The organism is Micromonospora aridisoli, from assembly GCF_056150025.1.
The window spans coordinates 598,620-623,504 of record NZ_JAXCFK010000002.1; the positions used below are offsets into that span (position 1 = coordinate 598,620).

Below are 24,885 nucleotides of genomic sequence, written 5' to 3' on the forward strand. Positions count from 1 at the left end.
GGTAGCTTTCCAGGATGCCTTCGTTGACCGTCGGATTCGATCTCGACATGACGCTGGTCGACTCGCGTCCCGGCATCGCCGCGACCTACCGCGCGCTGACCGAGCGGACGGGCGTACCCGTCGACGCCGAGGCCGCCGTGTCCCGGCTCGGCCCGCCGCTGCGCACCGAGATCGCCCGCTGGTTCCCGCCGGAGCAGGTCGAGGAGGCGGTCCGGGTCTACCGCGAGCTGTACCCGGCGTACGCGATCACACCGACGGTGCCGCTTCCCGGCGCGGTGGCGGCCATCGCCGCGGTACGCGACCGGGGCGGCCGGGTGCTCGTCGTCACCTCCAAGGTCGGCAGGCTGGCCCGGCTGCACCTGGATCACCTCGGGCTGCACGTGGACGAGCTGGCCGGCGACCTGTTCGCCGAGGAGAAGGCGACGGCGTTGCGGGCGTACGGCGCGACCCACTACGTCGGCGACCACGTGGCGGACATGGTCGCCGCCAACGCGGCCGGGCTACCCGGAATCGCGGTGGCCACGGGCCCCTGTTCCGCCGACGAGCTGCGCTCGGCGGGCGCGGCGACGGTGCTGGCCGATCTCACCGGATTCCCGGCGGCACTCGACGGCATGATCCGGCTAGCCTTGAGGCAGTAGACGGCTCAAACGAAGCAGGGGTTCTCAGGTGCCTACGGGTCGAGTGAAGTGGTACGACGCGACCAAGGGATACGGGTTCGTCACCAGTGACGAGGGTGGCGACGTGTTCCTGCCGAAGGGCGCGCTACCGGCGGGTGTCACCGATCTCAAGGGCGGCCAGCGGGTCGACTTCAGCGTGGTGGACAGCCGGCGGGGTGCGCAGGCGATGGGGGTGAAGCTGCTGGACGCTCCGCCGTCCGTGGCGGAACTGCGCCGACGTCCCGCCGAGGAGCTGCACGGCCTGGTCGAGGACATGATCAAGGTGTTGGAGGCGAAGGTCCAGCCCGACCTGCGCCGGGGCCGCTTCCCGGACCGCAGGACCGCGCAGAAGATCGCTCAGCTGGTCCACGCGGTCGCCCGCGAGCTGGAGGTCTGAGGCACGAGCCCGGCGTCGGCGGCCCGGCCGAGCAGCGCCTCGACGGCAGCGAGACCCGCCTCACCCAGATCGGCGGTGAACTCGTTGACGTAGAGGCCGATGTGCCGGTCCACCACGTCGGGCTCCATCTCCTGGGCGTGCGCCAGCACGTACGCCCGACTGGCCCCCGGATCGGCCCAGGCCCGCCGTACGGAGTCCCGGATCCACCCGGCGGCCTCCTGCGGGTCGACCACGCCGCGACGGGCCAGGATGGCACCGAGCGGGATCGGCAGTCCGGTGTCGGACTCCCACCACTCACCCAGGTCCACCAGGGCGGTCAGGCCGTGCCGTGGATAGGTGAACCGCGCCTCGTGGATCACCAGCCCGGCGTCGTACCGCCCGGCGGCGACACCCGGCATGATCTCGTGGAACGGCACCACCTCGATCCGCTGTGGTGTCCGCCCGGCCGCCCAGAGCCGGAACAGCAGGTACGCCGTGGTCCGGTCACCGGGCACCGCCACGGTGGCACCGGTGAGATCGTCGCGGTCCGGCCCGTCGCCGGTCGCCCGGTCGGGCCGGGTCAGCACCAACGGCCCGCAGCCCCGGCCCAGCGCACCCCCGCAGGGCAGCAGGTGGTAGTCCTCCAGCAGCCACGGCAGCGCGGCGTAACTCACCTTCACCAGGTCGAACGCTCCGCGCTCAGCGGCGGTGTTGGTGACGTCGACGTCAGCGTACGTCACCTCCACCGGCGGAGCACCGGGCACCTGCCCGTGCACCAGCGCGTGAAAGACGAACGTGTCGTTGGGGCAGGGCGAGATCGCCAGCGAGAGCGTCACGCCCCCACCGTAGCCCCGCCGACTCCACCCGCTCCCGCCTCGCCTCGCTCCTTTCGCCTGGCGCCGGCCACCGCGACGACCGATCACCGTCCACGGGTCGCCCACCTGTGGCGCTTGTGGCGATCCGTCTACGCCCTCAGCTCGACAGGGCGCGCTCACCACACCCGGACCCTGCCGTCGGGCACAGCTCGCGAGGGACGAAGCCCGCGGGTTGTCCACAGACCTATCCACAGGTCTTCGACCGGTGTTGAGGGATCTTCGAGAGCGTTGGGAGCATCGGTGGATGGGGGAGCACCTGGATGGGTTGCCGGATCTGGGGTCGATGCTGCGGGCGTTACGTCGGCAGGCCGACCTGAGCCAGCGTGAGCTGGCAGAACGGTCGGGCGTGCCGCAGTCGACCGTGGCGCGGATCCAGGCGGGGCGGTCTGCGGATCCCCGGTTGCGGACGGTGCAGCGGTTGGTGAGGGCGGCGGGCGGGACGCTGCGGGTTCCCGAGGTGACCTATGACCTCGACCGTGACCGCCGGGACGAGCGGCGACTGCGGGAGCGGCTCCGCGATGCGGTACGGATCCGTCGTCTCACCGAGGGCGTGCCGGACGGATGCTGGCGGCTCGTGGCGGAACTGCCCGGCGGCGACGTCGTCGGCGAGCTGCGCGCCCATGAACGCAGCCTCGACCTGCTGCTCGGGGAGGACCTGGGCGATCGCCGCGAGGTGGTGCTCGACGGCGTGCTGGTGGCACCCGGCTCCGCCTGCTCGGCATCGGGCGGCGGCTGGTGGCCCGCCTCGCGGAGGAGACCCGCCGGGCCGGCTGGCACACCATCTGCGCCACGGCCGAGGTCGGCGGCATCGGCTTCCTTCTCGCGTGCGGTTACCGCATCGAGTGGAGCCGGCCGCAGAGCCTGCGGCTCGACCAGCCGGGCGCGCGGGACGGCGTCAGCGTAGGGCGGCGGCGGCAGCGGTGAGGGCGGTGAGGGCGTCTCGCATGCGCCAGGCGTCGCGGTCGCGGGGACCGATCGGGTTCGAGACGGTACGCAGCTCGACGAAGGGCACGCCGGCCTGGCTGGCGGCGACCGCCACGCCGTACCCCTCCATGGCCTCGGCCACCGCGTCCGGGTGCCGCCGAACCAGCTCGTCGGTGCTGGCGGTGGTGCCGGTCACGGTGCTGACGGTCAGCACCGGTCCCACCGTGGCGGCCGGCAGCGCCGTGCGCAGGGCGGCCAGCAGTTCCGGATCGGCGTCGAGGGACGTACCACCACCGAGCAGTTCGGCCGGCATGCCGAGCTCGTCGACCGGGATGAAGCCCTCGGGTGACTCCGCGCCCAGGTCGGCGGCGACGGCCCGGGTACCGAGCACGGTGCCGCCGACCGCAACCCGGCCGGGGAAGCCGCCGGCGACTCCGGCACTCACCACGGCTCGGTAGGGGCGGCCGGCCACCTCGGCGAGCGCCAGCAATCGGGCCGTCGCCGCGCCGGCGACCGCCGGACCCACACCCACCGGCAGCACCGCCACGGTCGGGTCGGCGAGGCCGGCCTGGATAGCCTCCGCCTCGGCGGGAACGGCGGTCACCACGAGGAGATCGCTCACGTGACCGAGCCCGGTGAGCTGCGTCGCGTCTCGTCGTCTCCACCGCTCGAACCGGTCACCGCCGAGGACGGGCGGTAGATGTGGAAGCCCGGTGGCGCCATCCCCGGCTCCTCAGGATCGTGCTCGCCGTGGAAGGGGGCCGGAGACGTGGGGGCGGTGGCTTCGGCGGCCCGCACGTCCCTCTCGGTGCGCTCCCTCTCGGCCCGTTCCTCCTCGGCCTGCTTCTCGGCCTGCTGCTCGGCGGTCAACTCGTCGTCGGTCAGCGGCCGTCCGAGCAGCTTCTCGGCCTGTAGCCGCCGGGCCATCACCAGGCCGCGGGCGGCGGCGAGGGCACCGACACCGGCGGCGACTGCGATGCCGATCCGGCCGTCGAAGGGTACGAGCCCCAGCCCGCCACCGGCGACGAAGGCGAGCATCAGCACGGTCTCGGAATGGGCGAACGAACTGGCCCGCAGCCGCTCCGGGATGCGCTCCTGGATCGAGGCGTCCACGGCCAGCTTGGCGATGCCGCTCATCATGGCTGCGACCAGGCAGAGCAGGGCGACCATCGGCAGGGAGAAGTTCAGCACGGTGAGGATCGCCACCCCGGCGACGATGACCATGCCGCTGGACTGGAGGGCCGCCGGTCGATGGATGCGCAGCCGGGTACCGATCGCGGTGGCCAGGAAGGTGCCGACGGCCAGCGCCCCGCCGACCAGGCCGAGTGCCCCCTCGTCACCCAGGTCACGCCCGAAGACCACGGTGGTCAGGTCCCCCGCCTTGATGGTGAAGGCCAGGAAGAGCAGCAGGAATCCGTAGACCCCGCGCAGCGTGGCCGCGCCGATCAGCGTCGAGATCACCAACCGGCCGGCCGGCCGGCCCCGGCCCAGCGGTCGTTCACCGCCGCCCCGCCGCAGCGCCCGTAGCGGTCGCGGTACCCGTTCCGGCGGTTCGGAGTCGGCCTTCGGTGGGAGCCGGAGGGAGATCACCATGCCGACCAGGAAGATCACCGAGGCGACGCGCAACGGCCACTGCGGTCCGAACCAGAAGGCGGCCAGGCCGATCGGGGCGACCAACGCCCCCGCGACCGTGCCGTACACGCTGGCCCGGGCCCCGACCTGGGACAGACCGAGCCCTTCCGGCAGCAACCTGGGTACGGCGGCGGACCGGGCCACCCCGTACGCCCGGGAGAGCGCCAGCACGCCGAAGGCCGCCGGATAGAGCCCGAAGCCGTGGATGTAGTCGGAGATCAACCAGGCCAGGAACGCCCGGCCCAGCATGGTCGTGGCCAGGGCGTACCGGCGGCCGTGCCGGAAGTGGTCGAGCAGCGGGCCGACCACGGGGGCGAGCATGGCGAACGGCACCATGGTCACCAGCAGATAGAGCGCGACCTTGCTCCGTGCCTCGCCGAGCGGCACGTTGAAGAAGATCGTCCCGGCCAGCCCGATGGCGATCAGCGTGTCCCCGGCGCAGGAGATCGCGTGCAGGTCGAAGAGGCGGACCATGCCGGTCTCCCCACCGGCGCCCCGGGCCCGGGCCCGCGCGGCACTGCGGGTCACCCAGCGGCCGCTGCTGACCGACCCGCGCAGCAGCAGCCGCGTGGCGCGGATGCCGGTGCCGACGGTCCGCCCGAGGAGGGACCGCTCAGCGCGGGAGAAGAGCGGCATGGCACCCATCCTGAACCATCTGCCCGAGCGATGCCGCGCCACCGGCGCAGAACACCTCTGGGGAGTGCCTCACAACCGACCCCACCGATGGGGAACAATGGTCGGGTGACCAGGCCCGCCTCCGCCCGCGCCGCCCGTCTTGACCAGGTCTGCGCCGCCGCCGTCGAGCTGGCGCGCGCCGGCATCACCGAGGTGGGCCCCGACGACGTCGGCGACCACCTCCAGGCCGTCGCCGAGGGCGACCGGCTCGTCACCCACTACTTCGAGTGCCGGCTGGCCGGCTACCGGGGCTGGCGGTGGGCCGTCACGGTGACGCGGGTGCCGCGCAGCCGTACGGTGACGATCTGCGAGACCGTGCTGCTGCCCGGGCCGGACGCGTTGCTCGCGCCCGGCTGGCTGCCCTGGCAGGAGCGGCTGAAGCCCGGCGACCTCGGCCCCGGTGACCTGCTGCCGACCCCGCCGGACGACGAGCGGCTCCAACCCGGCTACCTCCTCTCCGACGACCCGGTGGTCGAGGAGACCGCCTGGGAGCTGGGGCTCGGCCGGCCCCGGGTGATGTCGCGGGAGGGGCGGATCGAGACGGCGCAGCGCTGGTACGACGGCGATCACGGTCCCTCCGCGCCGATCTCCACCTCCGCGCCCGCCGCCGCTCGCTGCGGCACCTGCGGCTTCTACCTGCCGCTCGCGGGCAAGCTGCGGCAGTGCTTCGGTGTCTGCGGCAACTTCTACGCGCCTGACGACGGTCGGGTGGTCAGCGCCGATCACGGCTGCGGCGCCCACTCGGAGACCCTGGTCGAGGCCGAGACTGCGGTCGACGAGATGCCCACCGTCTACGACGACAGCGCCGTGGAGCCGATGGCGGTCAGCCGGGCGCCCGGGTCGGTCGAGAGCGGTGAGCCGGCGGAGCCGTACGGGCACTCCTGACCGAGGTCGACCGCCGCCGGCTCAACCGGCGGCGGCGCGACGGCGACGGCGGTTGGCGTCGTGCCGCATCATCACCGCCAGACCGGGGAAGCCCCACAGGAAACCGGCCAGGCAGATCCAGAGCCAGTCCTCCTGGCCGCTGGCGACCAGCCGGTCACGGAAGAGCAGCAGCACCAGCCCGGCGACCGCCCAGGCCGCCATCCCGGCCAGCGCGAACGGCACCATCGGCGGGTCGAGCGGCTCGGGGCGGGGTGGTGGGGTCGGCACCCGGTCAGGGTACGCGACCCCGCTTTGCCGCAGGCCGGTCATCTGCGACGATGCGCGCGACAACCCGATGATCCGCTGTGAGGTTCCTGATGGCAGTAGCGCCGCCCGACAACGGCACCCCGCCCGATCCCGGCCGGCCACGCAACGGCTTCGACCGGTACTTCGAGATCTCGGCCCGCGGCTCGACGCTCAGCCGCGAGGTACGCGGCGGCCTGGCCACCTTCTTCACGATGGCGTACATCGTGGTGCTCAACCCGCTCATCCTCGGCAGTGCCGTCGACGGTGACGGCAAGAGCCTGCCGATCCCCGCGATCGCGGCGGCCACCGCCCTGATCGCCGGTCTGCTGACCATCCTGATGGGCGCGGTCGCCCGGTTCCCGCTGGCGCTCGCCGCCGGTCTCGGCATCAACGCCCTGGTGGCGTACGAGATCGCGCCGGAGATGACCTGGGCCGACGCGATGGGCCTGGTGGTGATCGAAGGTCTGATCATCGCGGTGCTGGTGCTGACCAACCTGCGTACCGCGGTGTTCCGCTCCGTGCCGACCCAGCTGAAGACGGCCATCGGCGTCGGCATCGGCCTGTTCCTGACCATCATCGGCCTGGTCAACGCCGGTTTCGTCCGCCGGATCCCGGACGAGGCGAACACCACCGTCCCGGTCGGCCTGGGCATCGGCGGCCGCCTGGTCAGCTGGCCGATGCTGGTCTTCGTGCTGGGTCTGCTGGTGACCCTGGTGCTGGTGGTACGCCGGGTCAAGGGCGCCATCCTGATCGGCATCCTCGCCTCCACGGCGTTGGCGATGGTCGTCGAGGAGATCGGTTCGATCGGCCCGTCCGTGGTGAACGGTCAACCCAACCCGGCCGGCTGGTCGCTGAACGTCCCCGTCCTGCCGAGTGACCCGTTCCAGGTGCCGGACCTGTCGCTGCTCGGTCAGTTCAACGTGCTGGGGTCGTGGGAGCGGGCCGGCTGGCTGGTCGTGCTGATGTTCATCTTCACGCTGCTCATCACCGACTTCTTCGACACGATGGGCACGATGGTGGCCGTCGGTCAGGAGGGCGGCATGCTCGACGAGCAGGGCACCCCGCCGCGCGCCAAGGAGATCCTGCTGGTCGACTCGATCGGCGCTGCGGCCGGTGGCGCGGGCAGCGTCTCCAGCAACACGTCGTACATCGAGAGTGCCGCCGGTGTCGCGGAGGGGGCCCGGACCGGCGTGGCCAACCTGGTGACCGGAGCACTGTTCCTGCTGGCCATCTTCCTGGCGCCGCTGGTGGTGGTCGTCCCGTTCGAGGCGGCGTCGGTCGCGCTGGTGGTGGTCGGCTTCCTGATGATGACCGCGGTGCGGACCATCGACTGGTCCGACTACGAGATCGCGATCCCGGCCTTCCTCACCATCGTGCTGATGCCGTTCACCTACTCGATCTCCAACGGCATCGGGGCGGGCCTGATCGTGTACGTGGTGGTCAAGCTGGCCAAGGGCAAGTCCCGGGAAATCCACCCGCTGCTGTACGCGGTGGCGGCGCTGTTCGTGGTGTACTTCCTGCGCGGTCCGATCGAGACGCTGCTCTTCTGACAGCCCCCCGGGTCGGGCGTGTGGTCCGCGCGGCGCGGACCATGCGCCCGACCCCGGAGCAGGAGGAACGTCGGGGTGAGCATGGTCATATCCGCTGCGGCTCGGTCAGCTAATTAGTTAGGCTAACTATCGTGACGGAGCGGACGGTGACGGCTCAGAGCATGCCACCGGCGCAGCTGGCCCTTCAGCTGCGTGATGCGATCACCCGGTTGAACCGGCGGGTCCGCCAGGCCCGGCCGGTAGGTGACCTCACGGTCACCCAACTGTCCGCGCTCACCAGCCTCCGGCTGGCGGGCGCGCTCACGCCGCGGGAACTCGCCGACGTCGAACGGGTGCAGCCACCGACGATGACGAAGATCGTCGCGAAGCTGGAGGAGCGCGGCCTCGTGCGGCGCACCCCGCACCCGACCGACGGCCGGCAGGTCATCCTCGCGACAACCGAGGGGGGCCGGGCCGTGCTCGACCAGTTCGAGCGGGTCCGGGACGAGTGGCTGGCCCGCCGGCTGGCCGAGCTGAGTGACACCGACCGGGAAACACTGCACCAGGCCGCGGAGATTCTCCAGCGACTCTCCCGCGCCTGACGCCGCGCACACCTGGTGTGCCCCGCGCCGTGCCGTCCGTCGTTGACGACGCGTACGACCGCGAGGAGGCGCACCAAGAGTGCAGGCACGGCTGAGCACGATGTTCCAGTCCCTACAGGTCCGCAACTACCGGCTTTTCGCGTTCGGGCAACTGGTCAAGCTGATCGGTGTCTGGATGATGTTCATCGCCCAGGACTGGCTGGTCCTCGAGCTTTCCGGCGACTCGGCCACGGCGCTCGGTGTGGTCGTCGCCCTCCAGTTCACTCCCGTACTGCTGCTCACGCTGCTCTCCGGCCGGCTCGCCGACCGGTACGACAAGCGGATGCTCCTCTTCGTCGCCAACGCCTTCTGGACCGTGCTGTCGTTGGCCATGAGCGTGCTGGTGCTCACCGGGCTGGTTCAGCTCTGGCACGTCTTCGTCTTCGCCGCACTGCTCGGCGTGGCCAACGCCGTGGAGACCCCGGTGCGGCAGGCGTTCGTCTCCGAGCTGGTCGGCACGCCGCTGCTGCCCAACGCGCTCTCGCTCAACGCGGCCGTGTTCAACTCGGCCCGGATCGTCGGGCCGGCCGTGGCCGGTCTGGCCATCGCCGCCTTCGACGTCGGGCCGGTCTTCCTGTTCACCGCCCTCAGCTCGATCGCGCCACTGGTCACGGTGATCCGGATGCGTCCGGCGGAACTGCACCGGGACCCGCTGCCGCCGCGTGACGAGCGGGCCGCCGCGACCGTGCTCGACGGGCTGCGGTACGTCGGCCGCCGTCCCGATCTGCTGCTCCCGATGGTGGTGATGTCGGTGATCGGAATGTCGCTGTTCAACTTCCAGTTGACGCTGGCGGCTCTGGCCAAGACCGTCTTCAACACCGGAGCGGCCTCGTTCGGCCTGTTCAGCACCACTCTCGCCGTCGGCGCGCTGATCGGTGCGCTGGCCGGGACCGGGCGGCGCAGCCGTCCCTCGGTCTGGTTGGTGCTGGGTGCCGCGATCGGCTGCGCCGCCTTCGGCACGCTCGTCGGGTTGGCCCCCGCGTACTGGATGGTCGTGGTCCTGCTGCCGCCGACCGGCTTCTTCATGGTCTATTTCGCCCAGGCGGCCAACCAGCGGGTGCAACTCGGCACCGACGCCGCGTTCCGGGGACGCGTGATGGCGCTGTGGGTGCTGGTGTTCCTGGGCACCAATCCGGTCGGTGCGCCGATCATCGGTTGGGTGGCGGAGACCTTCGGCGCCGGCGCCAGCATCTGGGCCGGTGGGCTGCTCTCGCTGACCACCGCGCTGCTCGCGTTGGCCTGGCAGTTGCGCCGCGCCGGGGCCCGGCTGCGGTTCCGGATCCTTCCCCTGCCCCGCTTCTACGTCACCGAGGTGTGAGCGATCGAGAGGTGGGGCGGCCTACCGCCCCACCTCTCGGCGCACGCGACCCGGCGAATGCGGAAAATCGGTTACGTCACGGTGCGCATCGGCATAGCTTCGGTGGGTGGAGGTCCTACGCTTACTGCTCCTGGCCGTGGCGCTGGCCGGCGTGGTCTTCGTGCCGGTGCTGATCGCGCTGGTGGTGTGCACCGACGAGATCGTCGACCGACTGACCTGCGGGTACGGCGAGTGGCGGCAGCGACGTCGGGAACGGCACCTGATCGCCCGGCTGAACGAGGCCGCCGACGCGGTCGAGGTCGCCGGCCGGGTCGACCTCGACGCGTTCGACCGGGTCGACCGGCGGCCACTTGAGCAGATCGCCGCCGATCTGCGGTGCCTGCGCCGGGAGCGGGCCGGCGGCAGCAGACCGGTCGTGTGGCACAGCGGTGTGCTCGACGCGTACGACGACCGGCTCCGCCTGGCCTGCCGGGCCCTGGGCGTCACCGAGCACCTGGCCGAGCTGAGCGGGCTCGACCGGCAGATCGAACGGGTGCGGATCGAGGCCGAGCTGGACGCCGCCGGCCTGCGGCTGCCCGCCGCCCGGCCCGGGCAACCCGAGCGGAACCACTAGCTCGCACCGCACCATCTGCCACCCTGTTGCAGGTGCGACTCTTCACCGCTGTGTGGCCGTCGGCCGACGCCATCGCGCACCTGACCGCGCAGCTGGCCGGGTTGCGGCTCGGGGTGGCCGCGGCCGCCGGCACCAACGTACGGCTGGTCGACGCGGCCCGGGCCCATCTCACGCTCGCCTTCCTCGGCGAGGTCGACCCCACGCGCCTGCCCGAGGTACGGCAGGTCCTCCGGGGCGCGGTCGAGGCTGCACGCGACGGCGTCGTGGCGGGCCCGTTCGCCGAGGCGTGGGACGGCCCGCCCGTGTTGCGGCTGGCCGGTGGTGGCCGGTTCGGCTGGGGTCGCAGCACCGTGCTCTGGGTCGACGTGCAGGGTGACGTCACCCGTCTGGGTGCGCTGGCCGGTGCCGTCCGGACCACCCTGACCGCCGCCGGGTTTCCCGGCGACGAGAAGCCGTTCCGGCCGCACCTGACCATCGCCCGTCCGGGCGACCGGCTGCCGCACGCAGACATCGAGGCGGACCTGGCCGCCCTCGACGACTACCTCGGCCCACCCTGGCCGGCCCGGGAACTGGTGCTGGTGCAGAGCCGGCCCGGACCTCCGGCGCACTACCACCGCCTCGCCGCCTGGCCCCTCTGAGCCCGCCTCAGCCGGCCGGTGCGACCAGGCCGCTCTCGTACGCCGCCACCACGAGTTGCGCCCGATCCCGGGCGTGCAGCTTGGTCAGCAGCCGACCGACATGGGTCTTCACCGTGGCCATGCTCAGACACAACTGTTCGGCTATCTCGGTGTTGGACAGTCCTCGACCGATGAGGGTGAGCACCTCGCGCTCCCGCTGGGTGACCACGTCCAGGTTGGGGGACGGCGTCCGGCCGGGATGCGGACGGCGGGTGTACTCGGCGATGAGTCGCCGGGTCACGCTCGGGGCGAGCAGCGCGTCGCCACCGGAGACCACCCGGATCGCGGAGACGAGGTCGGCCGCCGCCGCTCTCTCCCAGCCGGACACGATGGCGGTCGCACACCCGCCCCTCACCCACCCCGCCCTGACCCCACCCCCGACTGCGCGTCGATCTTGCACTTTTGGTCGCTGGGATGTCCGTTATCAGACTGATGTCCCGGCAGAAAGTGCAAGATCGGCGCGACGGCGGAGGTGCGGCGGGGTGGGGTGGGTCAGGAGGACTCGCGGGCGGCGGGGCCGGTGCCGAAGAGGACGTCGTCCCAGCTGGGGAGGCGCTTGCGCGGCTTGCCGCCGGCCTCGGTGGACTCCGTGGCGCCACTGGCCGGCGCGTTCGTCCGGCGTGGCCGCAGCACCGCCAGCGACGGGACGGCCGGGACCTCCTTGGGCGCGTCCGAGTCGTCGTCGAACGCCGAGCCCTGACCACCACCGAGCAGCGCCGCAGCGCCACCGGTGACCGCCCGCTGGCGGGGCGCGTCCTGATTGCCGGCCGACGCGGCCGGCGAACGCGGGTCGAGACCGCGGCCCGAGGTCGAGCCGAGCGGCCGGTCGAGGGAGGCGAGCAGGGCGTCCCGGCCTGCTCGGATCGGGTCACGGCCCGCGCGGCCGGGCTCGGCGGGCGACGGCAGCCCGTGCCCACCCCGGCTCGGCTCGCCGCGCGACGGGCCGGGCAGGGCGTGACCGCCCCGTTCCGGTGCCGGCTCCTGGCCCAGGATCGGCGTCGGGCGCTCGGCGCAGAGATACTGCGCCATGTCGTCGTGCGGGGTGACCGACTGCCGGGTCTTGTCCAGATCCCAGATCGCCTGGGCGGTGGCCTTGCCGGACGGCCAGGTGGCGACGATCCGCCAGGTGCCGTCGTCCCGGCGCCACGCGTCCCAGGAGATCTTCTCGGTGTCGATCCCGTGCTGCGCGAGCCGGCCGTTGACCACCTCGGCCAGCGGCGTCGGCTTCTCGGCGCCCTTGAGCCGGGTGCGCCGGGCGTGCTGGGCGAGCATCGCGCGCTCCTGGAGTACCGGCCCGGCGTAGCGGAGCACCCGGTCGACCGGCACGCCGGCGATCCGGGCGACGTCCTCAGCGGACTCTCCGGAACGGATTCTGGCCTGGATGTCCCGAGGAGACAGGGACGGCGCCGGGTCGGCGGCGGCCGGTGCGACCGCGAGCGTGGGCGTACCCGGCTCGGCGTGCAGCACTCCGGCGACGCGCTCGTCTATGGGTAGGGCGAGCAGCCGCCCGACCTCGTCGGCGAGCACCAGGGCCTGGCCGTCCTCGGAGAGGGCGACGAAGCGTACTGGGCGCATCGCGTTGCCTCCGTCCCGCTTCGCTGGCCGTACGCCACGAGCCGGCCACCCGGGGCGTTGCGCTCCACGGTACGCCCATCCGTCGCCCGGTGGGAGACGCCACGCCCGGGGATGTCCCGCTGAGCAGGCCGATCCGGTCTGCCACCCGGCTGTGTGACGGATCAGTTGTGGGGGCGAGCCGTGGTGCGGCGCGCAGTTCCGCACTCGCGCGTGGTCGGGCCGTCCATCGTGTCCCGCCGGTGGCGAGTTCACCAGAGCGCGGCGCCACTGGTGAGAGGCGCCGCGCTCCGGTGGTGCGTCGTGGGCCGGTTACAGCCGCTCGACGACGTAGTCGATGGACGCGGTCAGCGCCTCGACGTCAGCCGGCTCGACGGCCGGGAAGAGAGCGACCCGCAGCTGGTTGCGGCCCAGCTTGCGGTACGGCTCGGTGTCGACGATGCCGTTGGCGCGCAGCGCCTTGGCGATCGCGCCGGCGTCCACCCCGTCGGCGAAGTCGATGGTGGCGACCACGTTGGAGCGCAGCGCCGGGTCGGTGACGAACGGGGTGGCGACGGACGAGCGCTCGGCCCAGCCGTACACGATCGCGGCGCTCTCGGCGGTGCGCTTGGCGGCCCAGGCCAGCCCGCCCTGGGAGTTCATCCAGTCGGTCTGCTCGGCGGCGAGGAAGATGGTCGCCAGCGCCGGGGTGTTGTACGTCTGCTCCAGCCGCGAGTTGTCGATCGCGGTGACCAGGTCGAGGAACGCCGGGATGTATCGGCCCGACCCCTTGATCTCGGCGGCCCGCTCCAATGCGGCCGGGGACATCAGGGCCAGCCAGAGCCCGCCGTCGGAGCCGAAGCACTTCTGCGGGGCGAAGTAGTACACGTCGGTCTCGCCCACGTTGACCTCAAGCCCGCCGGCACCGGAGGTGGCGTCGACCAGCAGCAGCGAGCCGGGGTCGGCGCCGGCCACCCGGGTGATCGGCACCGCGACACCGGTCGAGGTCTCGTTGTGCGGGGTGGCGTAGACGTCCACGCCGGCCTCGGCGACCAGGGACGGTGCGCTGCCGGCGTCGGACTTGCGGACCGTCGGCTCGCCGAGGAACGGTGCGTCCTTGACGGCCTTGGCGAACTTGGCACCGAACTCGCCGAAGCTGGCGAACTGGGCCCGGTCGCGGATCAGGCCGAACGTGGCGACCTCCCAGAAGGCGGTGGTGCCACCGTTGCCGATGATCACCTCGTAGCCCTCGGGGAGGGAGAAGAACTGGGCGATGCCGGAGCGCAGCCGGGCCACCTGGTCGCGGACGGTCTTCTGCCGGTGCGAGGTGCCAAGGTAGCTGGTGGCCACCTCGGCGAGCGCGGATACCGCCGCCGGACGGACCTTGGACGGCCCGCAGCCGAATCGGCCGTCGGCGGGCTTGATCTCGTCAGGAATCCGGATGGTCGGTGCGTCAGCCACGGTGTTCAAGATCCTTCCGCATGGGTCGGGGCCCGGGTGAGCAGAATGGGCGCGGACCGGCGGCGGGGACGTGCGCGGTCGCACGGCGAGCCTGGGTCGGAGCCCGTCCGGCAGCGCTGCCGGACTTCATCCTTGCACCAGTCGCCGCCGGTCCGGGCACTGCTCCCACGCTGAACCGTGAGGCGTCCGCCACACCCCAGCCCAGCGCCTCACAAGCGGAGTGTTAAGAAGGGGCCCCTTCTCTACGCCAGGCGTTAAGAAGGGGCCCTTCCTTGCATCTCAGACGTCGTGGGGGACGGCGTCCCAGCCGTCGACCTCGTGTGGCTTGCGGCTGCCCGGACCCACGTAGCGGGCCGAGGGGCGGACCAGTCGCTGGAGCTTCTTCTGCTCCAGGATGTGCGCGCTCCAGCCGCCCATCCGCGCACAGGTGAACATCGAGGTGAACATGTGGGCCGGCACCTCGGCGAAGTCGAGCACCACGGCGGACCAGAACTCGACGTTGGTGGCGAGGACCCGGTCCGGCCGGCGGGCCTGCAACTCGGCGAGGGCGGCCTTCTCCAGGGCCTCGGCGACCTCGAAGCGCGGAGCGCCCAGCTCCTTGGCGGTGCGGCGAAGCACCCGGGCACGCGGATCCTCGGCCCGGTACACCCGGTGGCCGAAGCCCATCAGCCGCTCACCCCGGTCGAGCACCCCCTTGACGTAGCTCTCCGCGTCACCGCTGCGCTCGACCGCCTCCAGCATGCTCAGCACCCGTGACGGCGCGCCGCCGTGCAGCGGGCCGGAGAGCGCGCCGATGCCCGAGGAGATGCAGGCGGCGGCGTCCGCACCGGTGGAGGCGACGATCCGCGCGGTGAAGGTGGAGGCGTTCAGGCCGTGCTCGGCGGCCGAGATGAAGTACGCGTCGACGGCCTTGACGTGCCGGGGGTCGGGCTCGCCGCGCCACCGCTTCATGAAGCGCTCGACGATCGTCTCCGCCTTGTCGATCTCCTTCTGCGGAACCGCCGGCAGGCCGAGGCCGCGTGCGGACTGGGCGACGAAGGAGAGCGCGGTGACCGACACCCGGGCGAGGTCCTCGCGGGCCTGCTCGTCGGAGATGTCCAGCAGCTGCTGCAATCCCCAGTACGGGGCGAGCATGGCGACGGCGGACTGCACGTCGACCCGGATGTCGCCGGAGTGCACCGGCACCGGGAACGGCTCGGCCGGCGGCAGGCCCGGGCCGAACCGGCCGTCGACCAGCAGCGCCCAGACGTTGCCGAAGGAGACCTGGCCGATCAGGTCCTCGATGTCGACCCCTCGATAGCGCAGCGCACCGCCCTCGCGGTCGGGCTCGGCGATCTCGGTTTCGAAGGCTACGACGCCCTCAAGTCCGGGTTTGAAATCGGCCATCTCACTACTCCTGGTGTGTGGTCGGTGCGCCCGCCCGGGCTCGGTGTCCCGGCCCCGGCCGGGTGAGCGCCTTAGGCGACCCTCAGGGATGTGTTCGTGACATCTTGCCTGCTGGTGACCGGGTGCGCGAGACGCTGTCGATGTGCGCCTGACGACATCCCGCTTGCCGGGCTCCTCCCGACACCGATAAGACTGGGCCGGACGGGCTGGTCGCCGGGCGCGTACCGGCCCGACGGGGGAGGAGCGGGAACGTGATGGGGGACACACCGGAACCGGCCGCCATGCGGCACGAGTACGCCGCCGGGTCCGGCCTGACCGAAAGTGAACTGGCCGCCGACTGGTACGCCCAGTTCGACCGGTGGTTCGCCGACGCGGTCGCCGCCGGGTTGCCGGAGCCGAACGCCATGGTGTTCGGCACCGCCGACGCCACCGGGCGACCGAGCGCACGGACGGTGCTGCTCAAGGGGTACGACTCGGAGGGTTTCCTGCTCTTCACCAACTACGACTCCCGCAAGGGCGTCGAGGTGACCGCCAACCCGTACGCCAGCCTGGTCTTCCCCTGGTTCCCGATGCAGCGGCAGGTGATCGTCGCCGGACCGGTGGCACGACTCGACCGGGCGGAGACGGAGGCTTACTTCGCCAGCCGGCCGCGCGGTTCGCAGCTCGGCGCCTGGGCGAGCGCACAGTCGTCGGTGCTGTCCGACCGGGCCGCCCTCGACGACGCGTACCGGGCCGCGGCGGAGCGCTTCGCCGACGTGGACCCGATTCCCGCCCCGCCGCACTGGGGTGGGCTGCGGGTGCGGCCCGACTCGATCGAGTTCTGGCAGGGTCGGGCCAGCCGGCTGCACGACCGGCTGCGGTTCCGCCGTAGCGGCGGGAGCTGGGTCGTGGAGCGGCTGGCGCCGTGACCGTCAGCAGTACGGACCGGCCGCGCGAGCAGCGCCGCTGGGCGATCGATCTGCGTCCGCTGCGGGTGCCGGCGTACCGGCGGCTCTGGGTCGGCAACGCCATCGCGATGTTCGGCTTCCAGTTCACCGCCGTCGCGGTACCGGTGGAGATGTACGCGCTGACCCAGGACTCCTTCTGGGTGGGTCTGCTCGGTGTGGCCGCATTCGTGCCGCTGCTGGTCTTCGGGCTCTGGGGCGGCGCGGTCGCCGACGCCATCGACCGACGGCGGGTGCTGCTGGGTGGCGCGGCCCTGCTCTGGGTGGCCGTGCTGGGGCTGCTGGCCCAGGCGCTGCTGGGGGTCGGCAGTCCGGTCCTGCTGCTGGCCCTGGTGGCGCTGAGTTCGGTGGCGTTCGCCATCGCCGGCCCGGCCCGTGGGGCCCTCGTGGCTCGGCTCGTCCCGACCGAGCTGGTGCCCGCGGCCACCACGCTGAACTTCACCACCGCGATGGCCACCGCGGTCCTCGGCCCACTGGCCGCCGGCCTGATCCTGGCGTTCTGGGAACTCGGGGTGGCGTTGCCGGTCGCGTACGCCGTGGACGCGACGCTGCTCACCGCGCTGGTCTGGGCGGCGGTGCGGCTGCCGGCCATGCCACCGGAACCCGATCCGGAGGGCGGCCCCCGACAGGCCGGGCTGCGCAGCGTCGTGGACGGCATCCGCTACCTGGCCGGCAGCCCCGTGCTGCTGCTCTCCTTCGCCATCGACCTGATCGCGATGGTGTTCGCCTTCCCTCGGGCGCTGTTTCCCGAGGTGGCGACCGAACGGTTCGGCGGCGGCGCGGCGGTGGGCTGGCTCTACAGTTCCATCGCGATCGGCTCGCTGCTCGCCGGCCTGGTCTCGGGGTGGATCGGCCGGGTCCGCCGGCAGGGGCTGGTGCTGGTGCTCGCCGTCGTTGGCTGGGGAGCCACGGTCGCGCTGGCCGGGCTCGCCCGCCAGCTCTGGCTGGTGGTCGTACTGCTGATCCTGGCGGGAGCGGCCGACCTGGTCAGCTCGGTGGTACGGCAGTCGATGCTGCTGATCTACGCGCCGGACCGGATGCGCGGGCGGCTGCAGGGTGTCAACACCGTCGTGGTGACGGGTGGTCCGCGCCTGGGCGACCTGCGGGCGGGTGCGATGGCGGCCGGCTTCGGCAGCGGAGTGGCCTGGGTCGGTGGCGGTGTCGCGGCGGCGGTTCTCGCGGTGCTGCTCGCGGTGGCGTTCCCGGCGTTGATCCGCTACCGGTCGCCGAGCGGGGACGGTGAGCACGAGTCCGGCGGGGGTCGCCGACCGCAGCGAGCGAACAACCGCACCGACGGCTAGGGTCTGGCGACATGGACAGCCGCGATCCGCTTCCCCTGTCGGGAGCGCAGTGGAGCATCTCAGCCGCCGGTCACGAGGCGGTCATCGTCGAGGTGGGCGGCGGGCTCCGCGCCTACCGCCAGGACGGGGTCGAGCACCTCGACGGGTACGCGACCGACGAGCTGTGCCCGGGCTCGGCGGGGCAGGTGCTGGCACCCTGGCCGAACCGGATCCGCGACGGCGTCTACTCCTTCGGTGGCCGGTCGATGCAGCTGAACCTGACCGAGCCGGAGCGGCACAACGCCATCCACGGCCTGGTGAACTGGGCGTCGTGGCAGTTGATCGAGCAGCGGCCGGACGAGGTGACGGTCGGCTACGACCTGCTGCCGCAGCCCGGGTACCCGTGGCCGTTGCGGCTGCGTACCCGGTGGAGCGTGGCCGCCGACGGGCTGCGCGGCGAGCACGAGGTCACGAACGTCGGCACCGAGCCGGTGCCGTTCGGGTTCTCCGTGCACCCGTACCTGCGGCTGCCGGGGGTGGCCGTGGAGGACATCGCGCTACGCGTACCCGGCCGGACCCGGCTGCTGCTGGACGGCCGGCTGCTGCCGGTCGGCGCGACCGTGGTGGCCGGCACCGAGTACGACTACACCGAGCCGCGCCGCATCGGCGAGGCGGTGCTGGATCACGCCTTCGGGCAGGTGGCGCGGGACGACGACGGCGGTTCCTCGGTGACGCTCAGCGGACCGGACACCTCGACCGGGCTGCGGATCTGGGCCGACGCCCAGTTCGGTTGGTGGCAGGTCTTCACCGGCGACACGCTGACCGGCGAGCGGTTCCGCCGGTCGGTGGCGGTGGAGCCGATGACCTGCCCACCGGACGCGTTCCGGTCCGGCCGGGATCTCATCACCCTGGCCCCGGGCGACACCTGGCGCGGGAGTTGGGGCATCCGCCCGGGGGTCTGACCGACCGGTCACGGACCGGGCGGGGCGAGCGAGGAGAACGGCGTGGAGTTCGCGGAGGTGGTCCGGCGGCGCCGGATGGTGCGCAACTACGACCCGGACCGGCCGGTGCCGCCGGAGGTGCTGGAGCGGTTGCTGGAGCACGCGGTGCGGGCCCCGTCGGCCGGGTTCTCGCAGGGCTGGGGCTTCCTGGTGCTGGAGTCGCCGGAGGACCGGGAGCGCTTCTGGGCGGCCAGCACGCCGGAGGGCGGCGGGACGGGGCGGTGGCTGACCGGCATGCGCCGCGCCCCGCTGATCGTGGTGCCGCACGCCAACCGCTCGGTCTACCTGGAGCGGTACGCGGAGCCGGACAAGGGCTGGGCGGACCGGTCGACCGACCGTTGGCCGGTGCCCTACTGGTACGTCGACACCGGCTTCGCGGCGCTGCTGATGATGCTGACCGCCGTGGACGAGGGGCTGGGTTCGTGCTTCTTCGGCATCCCGCCGCAGCGGTTGGAGTCCTACCGTGAGGCGTTCGGCGTGCCGGAGACGTACCACCCGATCGGTGCCCTCACCATCGGTTACCGGGCCCCTGACCACCGGTCACCATCGTTGCGTCGCGGCCGCCGCCCGGTCGACGAGGTCGTCCGGCGCGGACGGTGGAGCTGACCCGAACCGGTGGCTTCGTCCGGTTGAGAACCGGACGACCGGTGGTGAAACTGGCATCAGGGAGCAGAACGTGGGGTGCGGGGTCCGGCTACGCTGGCACGGTCATCGGCGCCGCAGGTCGCGGCGCCGTGCCGCGACCCGGCCCGGAGTCGTGGTACCGGCCGGCCACGGGGAGGGGAGCGTGCCGTCGTGATCTTCAGAGCGGTCCGGGACGGGCGTCCCTATCCGGAACACAATCTGACCCTGAAGCAGTGGGCCGAGATCCCACCCCGTCCGCTGCGCCTGGATCAGCTCATCACCACCAAGCGTGAGCTGGCGCTGGACAAACTCCTCGCCGAGGACTCCACCTTCTACGGCGACCTCTTCCCGCACGTGGTGCAGTGGAACGGCGGGCTCTACCTGGAGGACGGCCTGCACCGGGCGCTGCGCGCCGCACTGCAACAGCGCAACCAGATCCACGCTCGGGTGTTCGTGCTCGCCGAGGCGGTCGAGTGACACCGGTGGACCTGCTCGACCTGGATTCGTCGCTGACCGATGAGGAGCGGCAGATCCGCGCCGTCGTGCGCCGGGTGGTCGACGACCTCGTACGACCGCACGTCGCGGGCTGGTACGAGGCGGGCCAGGTGCCGGCCCGCGACCTGGCCCGGGAGTTCGGCAAGCTCGGCCTGCTCGGCATGCACCTGACCGGGTACGGCTGTGCCGGCTCGACGGCCGTCGCCTACGGGTTGGCCTGCCTGGAACTGGAGGCCGGTGACTCCGGCGTCCGGTCACTGGTCTCGGTGCAGGGTTCGCTGGCCATGTACGCGATCTGGCGCTACGGCAGCGAAGAGCAGAAGCAGCGCTGGCTGCCGGCGATGGCGGCCGGTGAGGCGATCGGCTCGTTCGGGCTGACCGAGCCGGATCACGGCTCCGACCCGGCGTCGATGGCCACCCGGGCGCGCCGCGTCGGCGACGACTGGGTGCTCAGCGGCAGCAAGATGTGGATCACCAACGCGCCGATCGCCGATGTCGCGGTGATCTGGGCGCGCACGGACGAGGGCGTGCAGGGCTTCGCCGTACCGATGGACGCGCCCGGGGTGACGGCGCGCGAGATCACCCGCAAGATGTCGCTGCGTGCCTCGCTGACCGGGGAGATCGTCCTCGACGACGTCCGGCTGCCGGCGGAGGCGCAACTGCCCGGCGCGACCGGGTTGAAGGCGCCGTTGAGCTGCCTGACCGAGGCCCGGCACGGCATCGTCTGGGGCGCGCTCGGCGCGGCCCGGGACTGCCTGGAGACCGCCCTGACGTACGCGTCGACCCGTACCCAGTTCGGCCGGCCGCTGGCCGGCTTCCAGCTCACCCAGGCCAAGCTCGCCGACATGGCGGTCGAGTGGAACAAGGGCTACCTGTTGGCGCTCCAGCTCGGCCGGCTGGCCGACGCCGGAAAGCTGCGTCCCGAGCAGGTCAGCGTGGGCAAGCTCAACAACGTACGGGAGGCCCTGGCCATCGCCCGGCAGTGCCGGACGATTCTCGGTGCCAACGGCGTCTCCGGGGAGTATCCGGTCATGCGGCACGCCAACAACCTGGAGAGCGTGCTGACCTACGAGGGCACCTCGGAGATCCATCAGCTGGTCATCGGGCAGCGGCTCACCGGCGTCTCGGCCTTCGCCTGACCCGGTCCGGGTTCGACTGACGGACTCAGCGAGCGGCTGTCGTACGAGGGGCTTACCGTCATCAGCAGAGACCGCGTCTGACGAGGACGGTGAGGGCGATGGCACGCGACGGCGACATCAACGAGCCCACCAGCGAGTTTGCCGACCACCGGTCGGGTCATGTGCTCACGGACGCCCCGGACGCCCCACCGCAGGCCCCGCCATCCGGTGGCGGGGCGGCCCGTGCCCTGCTGTGGGTGCTCGGTGCCGCGGCCCTCGCGGTGGTGCTGCTGTTCGGCGTGCAGACGGCCGGGATCCTGCCCGAGTTCCGCAACCCGTTCACCAAGGAGCAGACCGACCGCAGCCAGCCCGCGCTGCTGGAGTCGATGCAGGACCTCAGCCGGTACGTCGCGGCCGAGGGCAACTTTCAGGTGGTGGTCGACCTGCAGAACGACCGGCGCAACGTGCCGGACTGGCTGCTGAACCAGCGGACCTTGTTCGTCGGGTCGGGCAGCGTCGAGGCGTACGTCGACTTCGGCACCCTCACCGAGGGGGCGATCGTCCAGTCGGCCGACGGGAAGTCGGTCGAGATCAAATTGCCGGCGCCACAACTGGCCGAGACCAACCTCGACCTGGAGAAGAGCTACGTGTTCGCCGAGGAGCGCGGGCTGCTCAACCGCGTCGGTGACCTCATCGGCGGTGACCCGAACCGGCAGCAGCAGGTCTACCAGCTCGCCGAGGACCGGATCACCGCGGCCGCCCGGGAGAGCGGGTTGAGCGCCCGGGCCGAGGAGAACACCCGCAAGATGCTGGAGGGGCTGCTCCGCTCGCTCGGCTTCGACCAGGTGACCGTCACCTACACCGCCCCCTGACGGAGACGCCGACCCCGCCCGCTTCGTCGTAGAGCCTCGCGGGCGGGCGGCGTCGTGGCGGGAATCGGGCGGGGCAGCGGGTCAGCGGCCGGCGACGAGGTAGCGGTCCTCGTTGGGCATGATGATCCAGAGCGCCAGGTAGATGATCACCTGGGTGCCCGGCAGCAGCAGCGACAGCAGGAACAGCAGCCGGATGAGCCCGGCCGAGGTGCCGAACCGCTGCGCCAGCCCGGCGCAGACCCCGGCGAACATGCGCCCCTGCCGGGGCCGGACGAGTTTGCGACTCATGGGTGTCACTTCCCCTCTGCGGCGGTCCGCCGCTCCTGGAATCAACGCTAGGCACGGGCGGCCGTCCCGCCCTCGGTCCCAGGGATGAACGCCACCGCGCCGACCCGTAGGTGCATACCCGCGCAGCCACCCGACGACGCCTCCCACCTCGGTTCGGCACGGGTGTCGACCGGTTGGTGACCCGAACGCCAGGGCGGGGGGTGGTCGGGGGAGTAGGCTCGCCGGTCGGGCGCCCTCACCCGGGCGTGACCAGGGCCGGGCCACACCCGGGAACGGCCATGAACCGGCCGGCTCCGGCGGAGCCGACCATAAACGGCAGCTGTCCGGTGACACCGGCGGTGGCGAGGAAGTGCAGTCATGATCAGCGTGTTCGACCTGTTCAGTGTGGGCATCGGGCCGTCGAGCTCGCACACCGTGGGGCCGATGCGGGCGGCGCGTACCTTCGTCGCCGGGCTCAAGGCCGACGGTCTGCTCACCGGTACCGCCCGGGTGCGGGCCGAGCTGTTCGGTTCCCTCGGCGCCACCGGGCACGGGCACGGCAGCGACCGCGCGGTGCTGCTCGGCCTGGCCGGTGAAGCCCCGGAGACGGTGGACACGGACAGCGTCGAGGCTCGGGTGGACCGCATCCGGACGGAGCACCGGCTGCTCCTGCTCGACACGCACGAGATCGACTTCGACCCGGAGCGGGACCTGACGCTGCACCGTCGCCGGTCGCTGCCGTACCACCCGAACGGGATGATCTTCTCGGCGTACGACGCGAGCGGGTGCGAGGTGCGGACGCGTACCTATTACTCGGTCGGTGGCGGGTTCGTGGTGGACGAGGCGGCGGCCGGGGCGGACCGGATCAAGCCGGACAGCACCCCGGTCCGGTACCCGTTCCTCACCGGCGTGCAACTGCTCGACGTGACCGCCACGACCGGGCTCTCCATCAGCGAGGTGATGCTCGCCAACGAGCTGTCCTGGCGGGCCGAGGCGGACGTCCGGGCCGGGCTGCTCGACATCTGGCGGGTGATGCGCGAGTGCGTCGAGCGCGGCTGTACCCGTGACGGCACCCTGCCGGGTGGCCTGAAGGTGCGCCGCCGCGCCGCCGAGCTGCGTCGCAGCCTGGAGGCCGACTCCGCCGGGCTGACCGGCGGCACCCACGCCCCGGCCGCAACCACGCTCGCCGGGCCGGCCGCGGCCACGGCCGGCGATCCGCTGCACGTGATGGACTGGGTGACGCTGTTCGCGCTGGCCGTCAACGAGGAGAACGCGGCCGGCGGTCGGGTGGTGACCGCCCCGACGAACGGCGCGGCCGGGATCATCCCGGCGGTGCTGCACTACTACACCCGGTTCGTGCCGGGCGCCTCCGACGACGGGGTGGTGCGGTTCCTGCTGGCGGCCGGCGCCATCGGAGTGCTGTTCAAGGAGAACGCGTCGATCTCCGGTGCGGAGGTGGGTTGCCAGGGCGAGGTCGGCTCGGCCTGCTCGATGGCGGCCGCCGGGCTGGCCGAGGCGTTGGGTGGCACACCGGCCCAGGTGGAGAACGCCGCCGAGATCGGCATGGAGCACAACCTGGGCCTGACCTGCGACCCCGTCGGTGGCCTGGTGCAGATCCCGTGCATCGAACGCAACGCGGTGGCTAGCATCAAGGCGATCACCGCCGCCCGGCTGGCGTTGCGCGGCGACGGGGTGCACGCCGTCTCGCTCGACAAGGTCATCAAGACCATGCGGGAGACCGGCGCCGATATGAAGGTCAAGTACAAGGAGACGGCGCGCGGTGGCCTGGCCGTCAACGTGATCGAGTGCTGAGCGCTCGTGGGGCGGCGTTCACCGGCTGCTAACCTGTCGTCCGTTCAAGGCGACCGGCAGTGGGGCGGCGGAGGCGAGGCGGGAGACGGCGGTGACCTCTGGCGTCGGAGCTTTGTGGTCGCACCGCAATTCGCTGCGCATCCTGGTCAGACGCGATCTCGCGGTCAAGTACCAGCAGTCGGTGCTGGGCTACCTCTGGTCGTTGATCGAGCCGCTGGGCATGGGCGCGATCTACTGGTTCGTCTTCGGCGTGCTCTACTCCCGCGACACGAACCGGTATCTCGGCGAGGCCGCCGGGTCGTACCCGCTGTTCCTGATCACCGGGATCTTCGCCTGGATGTGGACCAGTTCGGCGCTGAGCGAGGCCACCCACGCCCTCACCGGCCAGGCCAGGCTGATCACCACGATGAACGTGCCCCGGCAGGTCTTCCCGATCGGCCGGGTCGTCGGCCGTTTCGCCGAGTACGCCGCCGGCCTGCCCATCCTCGTCGCCATCGCGATCTGGTACGCGGCCGACGGTCAGATCGAACCCGGCTGGTCGCTGCTCGCCCTGCCGCTCGCGGTGCTGGCGCAGGCGATCCTGCTGATCGGGCTGGCGTTGCTGCTGTCGGCGTTCAACGTGCTGATGCGGGACGTGGAACGGTTCATGCGGCTGGTCATCCGGGTGCTCTTCTACGCCACGCCGATCATCTACCCGCTGAGCCTGGTCCGCGACTCCGGCCTGCCGGGCTGGCTCAGGCTGGGCTACGAACTCAACCCGCTGGTCGGCATCTTCCAACTGCATCACGCGGTGTGGTACCCGGACGAGTTTCCGGGCGCCCGGATGCTCGCCACCACCGTCGGCATCAGCCTGCTGCTGCTCGTGGCCGGCTGGTGGGCGTTTCGCCGGCTCGAACCCGCCGTGCTCAAGGAACTCTGATGGGTGAGGCGATCATCGAGGCGGAGGGCCTCGGCATCCGGTTCGTCCGCAACCGCCGCCGGCAGTTGC

At 72.0% G+C, this 24,885-nt stretch carries 25 protein-coding genes and 2 pseudogenes; 18 read left to right on the forward strand and 9 right to left on the reverse strand.

The annotated features are described in order from the left end of the window. Nucleotides 1-14: 14 nt before the first annotated feature. The gene (locus SM447_RS06280) at nucleotides 15-638 is read left to right on the forward strand and encodes an HAD family hydrolase (protein WP_474571748.1); all 624 of its coding nucleotides are present in this window, start codon (nucleotides 15-17) and stop codon (nucleotides 636-638) included. 28 nt (nucleotides 639-666) lie between these two features. Continuing rightward, nucleotides 667-1,053 carry a cold-shock protein gene (locus tag SM447_RS06285; protein ID WP_474571749.1) on the forward strand — a complete coding sequence of 129 codons (387 nt, stop codon included), beginning with the start codon at nucleotides 667-669 and terminating at the stop codon, nucleotides 1,051-1,053. Here SM447_RS06285 and SM447_RS06290 read toward each other — a convergent pair. After that, complete coding sequence (locus SM447_RS06290) at nucleotides 1,014-1,868, reverse strand: 1,4-dihydroxy-6-naphthoate synthase (RefSeq protein ID WP_474571750.1); 855 nt, start codon at nucleotides 1,866-1,868, stop codon at nucleotides 1,014-1,016. The genes SM447_RS06285 and SM447_RS06290 overlap by 40 nt on opposite strands. 283 nt (nucleotides 1,869-2,151) lie before the next feature. On the opposite strand from SM447_RS06290, the gene SM447_RS06295 reads away from it, so the two are divergent. Next, entirely contained in the window at nucleotides 2,152-2,811 is a 660-nt protein-coding gene (locus SM447_RS06295; protein ID WP_474571751.1) for a helix-turn-helix domain-containing protein, read from the forward strand. Here the strand turns inward: SM447_RS06295 and SM447_RS06300 are convergent. Both SM447_RS06300 and SM447_RS06305 read right to left on the reverse strand, forming a co-directional pair. Further along, complete coding sequence (locus SM447_RS06300) at nucleotides 2,803-3,453, reverse strand: futalosine hydrolase (protein ID WP_474571752.1); 651 nt, start codon at nucleotides 3,451-3,453, stop codon at nucleotides 2,803-2,805. The genes SM447_RS06295 and SM447_RS06300 overlap by 9 nt on opposite strands. A 236-nt stretch (nucleotides 3,454-3,689) precedes the next feature. Beyond that, nucleotides 3,690-5,099: pseudogene (locus tag SM447_RS06305) on the reverse strand (MFS transporter); the annotation flags it as partial. Nucleotides 5,100-5,186: 87 nt separating this feature from the next. On the opposite strand from SM447_RS06305, the gene SM447_RS06310 reads away from it, so the two are divergent. Next, the gene (locus SM447_RS06310; RefSeq protein ID WP_474571753.1) at nucleotides 5,187-6,023 is read left to right on the forward strand and encodes a DUF3027 domain-containing protein; all 837 of its coding nucleotides are present in this window, start codon (nucleotides 5,187-5,189) and stop codon (nucleotides 6,021-6,023) included. 21 nt (nucleotides 6,024-6,044) lie between these two features. On the opposite strand, the gene SM447_RS06315 is transcribed toward SM447_RS06310, so the two are convergent. After that, on the reverse strand, nucleotides 6,045-6,290 hold the full coding sequence (locus SM447_RS06315) for a DUF2530 domain-containing protein (protein ID WP_474571754.1): 246 nt from the start codon (nucleotides 6,288-6,290) through the stop codon (nucleotides 6,045-6,047). An 89-nt stretch (nucleotides 6,291-6,379) separates the two neighbouring features. Here SM447_RS06315 and SM447_RS06320 point away from each other — a divergent pair, with 89 nt between their 5' ends. From SM447_RS06320 to thpR, 5 genes are all read left to right on the forward strand, one after another. Further along, on the forward strand, nucleotides 6,380-7,858 hold the full coding sequence (locus tag SM447_RS06320; protein WP_474571755.1) for an NCS2 family permease: 1,479 nt from the start codon (nucleotides 6,380-6,382) through the stop codon (nucleotides 7,856-7,858). Between the two features lie 131 nt (nucleotides 7,859-7,989). After that, nucleotides 7,990-8,439 carry a MarR family winged helix-turn-helix transcriptional regulator gene (locus tag SM447_RS06325; protein WP_474571756.1) on the forward strand — a complete coding sequence of 150 codons (450 nt, stop codon included), beginning with the start codon at nucleotides 7,990-7,992 and terminating at the stop codon, nucleotides 8,437-8,439. A 79-nt stretch (nucleotides 8,440-8,518) separates the two neighbouring features. Next, a complete protein-coding gene (locus SM447_RS06330; protein WP_474571757.1) occupies nucleotides 8,519-9,796 on the forward strand; it encodes an MFS transporter in 1,278 nt (425 codons plus the stop codon). A gap of 106 nt (nucleotides 9,797-9,902) precedes the next feature. After that, nucleotides 9,903-10,409: a hypothetical protein gene (locus SM447_RS06335; RefSeq protein ID WP_474571758.1), complete on the forward strand. Its 507-nt coding sequence runs from the start codon at nucleotides 9,903-9,905 to the stop codon at nucleotides 10,407-10,409. 32 nt (nucleotides 10,410-10,441) lie between these two features. Continuing rightward, nucleotides 10,442-11,047, forward strand: coding sequence for an RNA 2',3'-cyclic phosphodiesterase (gene thpR, locus SM447_RS06340; RefSeq protein ID WP_474571759.1), 606 nt, complete (start codon nucleotides 10,442-10,444; stop codon nucleotides 11,045-11,047). A gap of 7 nt (nucleotides 11,048-11,054) precedes the next feature. Here thpR and SM447_RS06345 read toward each other — a convergent pair. The 4 genes and pseudogenes from SM447_RS06345 to SM447_RS06360 form a co-directional block, all read right to left on the reverse strand. Continuing rightward, a pseudogene (locus SM447_RS06345) lies at nucleotides 11,055-11,396 on the reverse strand (response regulator transcription factor); the annotation flags it as partial. 182 nt (nucleotides 11,397-11,578) lie between these two features. Continuing rightward, nucleotides 11,579-12,661, reverse strand: coding sequence for a septation protein SepH (gene sepH / locus SM447_RS06350; RefSeq protein WP_474571760.1), 1,083 nt, complete (start codon nucleotides 12,659-12,661; stop codon nucleotides 11,579-11,581). 309 nt (nucleotides 12,662-12,970) lie between these two features. Then, on the reverse strand, nucleotides 12,971-14,098 hold the full coding sequence (serC, locus tag SM447_RS06355; protein ID WP_474571761.1) for a phosphoserine transaminase: 1,128 nt from the start codon (nucleotides 14,096-14,098) through the stop codon (nucleotides 12,971-12,973). A gap of 279 nt (nucleotides 14,099-14,377) precedes the next feature. Further along, nucleotides 14,378-15,484, reverse strand: coding sequence for a citrate synthase 2 (locus tag SM447_RS06360; protein ID WP_474571762.1), 1,107 nt, complete (start codon nucleotides 15,482-15,484; stop codon nucleotides 14,378-14,380). Nucleotides 15,485-15,738: 254 nt separating this feature from the next. Between SM447_RS06360 and pdxH the strand changes: the two genes are divergently transcribed. The 7 genes from pdxH to SM447_RS06395 all read left to right on the forward strand — a co-directional run bounded on the left by pdxH (nucleotide 15,739) and on the right by SM447_RS06395 (nucleotide 21,818). Beyond that, a complete protein-coding gene (gene pdxH / locus SM447_RS06365; RefSeq protein WP_474571763.1) occupies nucleotides 15,739-16,392 on the forward strand; it encodes a pyridoxamine 5'-phosphate oxidase in 654 nt (217 codons plus the stop codon). Beyond that, nucleotides 16,389-17,729, forward strand: a complete 1,341-nt coding sequence (locus tag SM447_RS06370; RefSeq protein ID WP_474571764.1) for an MFS transporter — start codon at nucleotides 16,389-16,391, stop codon at nucleotides 17,727-17,729. Before pdxH ends, SM447_RS06370 begins: the two co-directional genes overlap by 4 nt. 11 nt (nucleotides 17,730-17,740) lie before the next feature. Next, the gene (locus tag SM447_RS06375; protein WP_474571765.1) at nucleotides 17,741-18,670 is read left to right on the forward strand and encodes an aldose 1-epimerase family protein; all 930 of its coding nucleotides are present in this window, start codon (nucleotides 17,741-17,743) and stop codon (nucleotides 18,668-18,670) included. Between the two features lie 42 nt (nucleotides 18,671-18,712). Next, nucleotides 18,713-19,315 carry a nitroreductase family protein gene (locus SM447_RS06380; RefSeq protein WP_474571766.1) on the forward strand — a complete coding sequence of 201 codons (603 nt, stop codon included), beginning with the start codon at nucleotides 18,713-18,715 and terminating at the stop codon, nucleotides 19,313-19,315. A 189-nt stretch (nucleotides 19,316-19,504) separates the two neighbouring features. Continuing rightward, nucleotides 19,505-19,810: a type II toxin-antitoxin system VapB family antitoxin gene (locus SM447_RS06385; protein WP_093404142.1), complete on the forward strand. Its 306-nt coding sequence runs from the start codon at nucleotides 19,505-19,507 to the stop codon at nucleotides 19,808-19,810. Further along, nucleotides 19,807-20,967, forward strand: coding sequence for an acyl-CoA dehydrogenase family protein (locus SM447_RS06390; protein WP_474571767.1), 1,161 nt, complete (start codon nucleotides 19,807-19,809; stop codon nucleotides 20,965-20,967). The genes SM447_RS06385 and SM447_RS06390 overlap by 4 nt, the downstream gene beginning before the upstream one ends. Before the next feature lie 98 nt (nucleotides 20,968-21,065). Further along, on the forward strand, nucleotides 21,066-21,818 hold the full coding sequence (locus SM447_RS06395) for a DUF4230 domain-containing protein (RefSeq protein ID WP_474571768.1): 753 nt from the start codon (nucleotides 21,066-21,068) through the stop codon (nucleotides 21,816-21,818). 81 nt (nucleotides 21,819-21,899) lie between these two features. Here SM447_RS06395 and SM447_RS06400 read toward each other — a convergent pair whose 3' ends face one another. Next, the gene (locus SM447_RS06400; protein ID WP_474571769.1) at nucleotides 21,900-22,106 is read right to left on the reverse strand and encodes a PspC domain-containing protein; all 207 of its coding nucleotides are present in this window, start codon (nucleotides 22,104-22,106) and stop codon (nucleotides 21,900-21,902) included. 357 nt (nucleotides 22,107-22,463) lie between these two features. On the opposite strand from SM447_RS06400, the gene SM447_RS06405 reads away from it, so the two are divergent. Continuing rightward, nucleotides 22,464-23,897 carry an L-serine ammonia-lyase gene (locus SM447_RS06405; RefSeq protein ID WP_474571770.1) on the forward strand — a complete coding sequence of 478 codons (1,434 nt, stop codon included), beginning with the start codon at nucleotides 22,464-22,466 and terminating at the stop codon, nucleotides 23,895-23,897. 91 nt (nucleotides 23,898-23,988) lie between these two features. After that, nucleotides 23,989-24,816 carry an ABC transporter permease gene (locus SM447_RS06410; protein ID WP_474571771.1) on the forward strand — a complete coding sequence of 276 codons (828 nt, stop codon included), beginning with the start codon at nucleotides 23,989-23,991 and terminating at the stop codon, nucleotides 24,814-24,816. The last annotated feature ends 69 nt before the right edge of the window (nucleotides 24,817-24,885 follow it).

Bases quoted from the DNA above. Each gene is read 5' to 3' on its own strand.
- SM447_RS06280 (WP_474571748.1), top strand. From the start codon at position 15: ATGCCTTCGTTGACCGTCGGATTCGATCTCGACATGACGCTGGTCGAC.
- SM447_RS06295 (WP_474571751.1), top strand. From the start codon at position 2,152: ATGGGGGAGCACCTGGATGGGTTGCCGGATCTGGGGTCGATGCTGCGG.
- SM447_RS06310 (WP_474571753.1), top strand. From the start codon at position 5,187: ATGGGGAACAATGGTCGGGTGACCAGGCCCGCCTCCGCCCGCGCCGCC.
- SM447_RS06320 (WP_474571755.1), top strand. From the start codon at position 6,380: ATGGCAGTAGCGCCGCCCGACAACGGCACCCCGCCCGATCCCGGCCGG.
- sepH (WP_474571760.1), bottom strand. From the start codon at position 12,661: ATGCGCCCAGTACGCTTCGTCGCCCTCTCCGAGGACGGCCAGGCCCTG.
- SM447_RS06360 (WP_474571762.1), bottom strand. From the start codon at position 15,484: ATGGCCGATTTCAAACCCGGACTTGAGGGCGTCGTAGCCTTCGAAACC.
- pdxH (WP_474571763.1), top strand. From the start codon at position 15,739: ATGGGGGACACACCGGAACCGGCCGCCATGCGGCACGAGTACGCCGCC.
- SM447_RS06375 (WP_474571765.1), top strand. From the start codon at position 17,741: ATGGACAGCCGCGATCCGCTTCCCCTGTCGGGAGCGCAGTGGAGCATC.
- SM447_RS06395 (WP_474571768.1), top strand. From the start codon at position 21,066: ATGGCACGCGACGGCGACATCAACGAGCCCACCAGCGAGTTTGCCGAC.
- SM447_RS06400 (WP_474571769.1), bottom strand. From the start codon at position 22,106: ATGAGTCGCAAACTCGTCCGGCCCCGGCAGGGGCGCATGTTCGCCGGG.
- SM447_RS06405 (WP_474571770.1), top strand. From the start codon at position 22,464: ATGATCAGCGTGTTCGACCTGTTCAGTGTGGGCATCGGGCCGTCGAGC.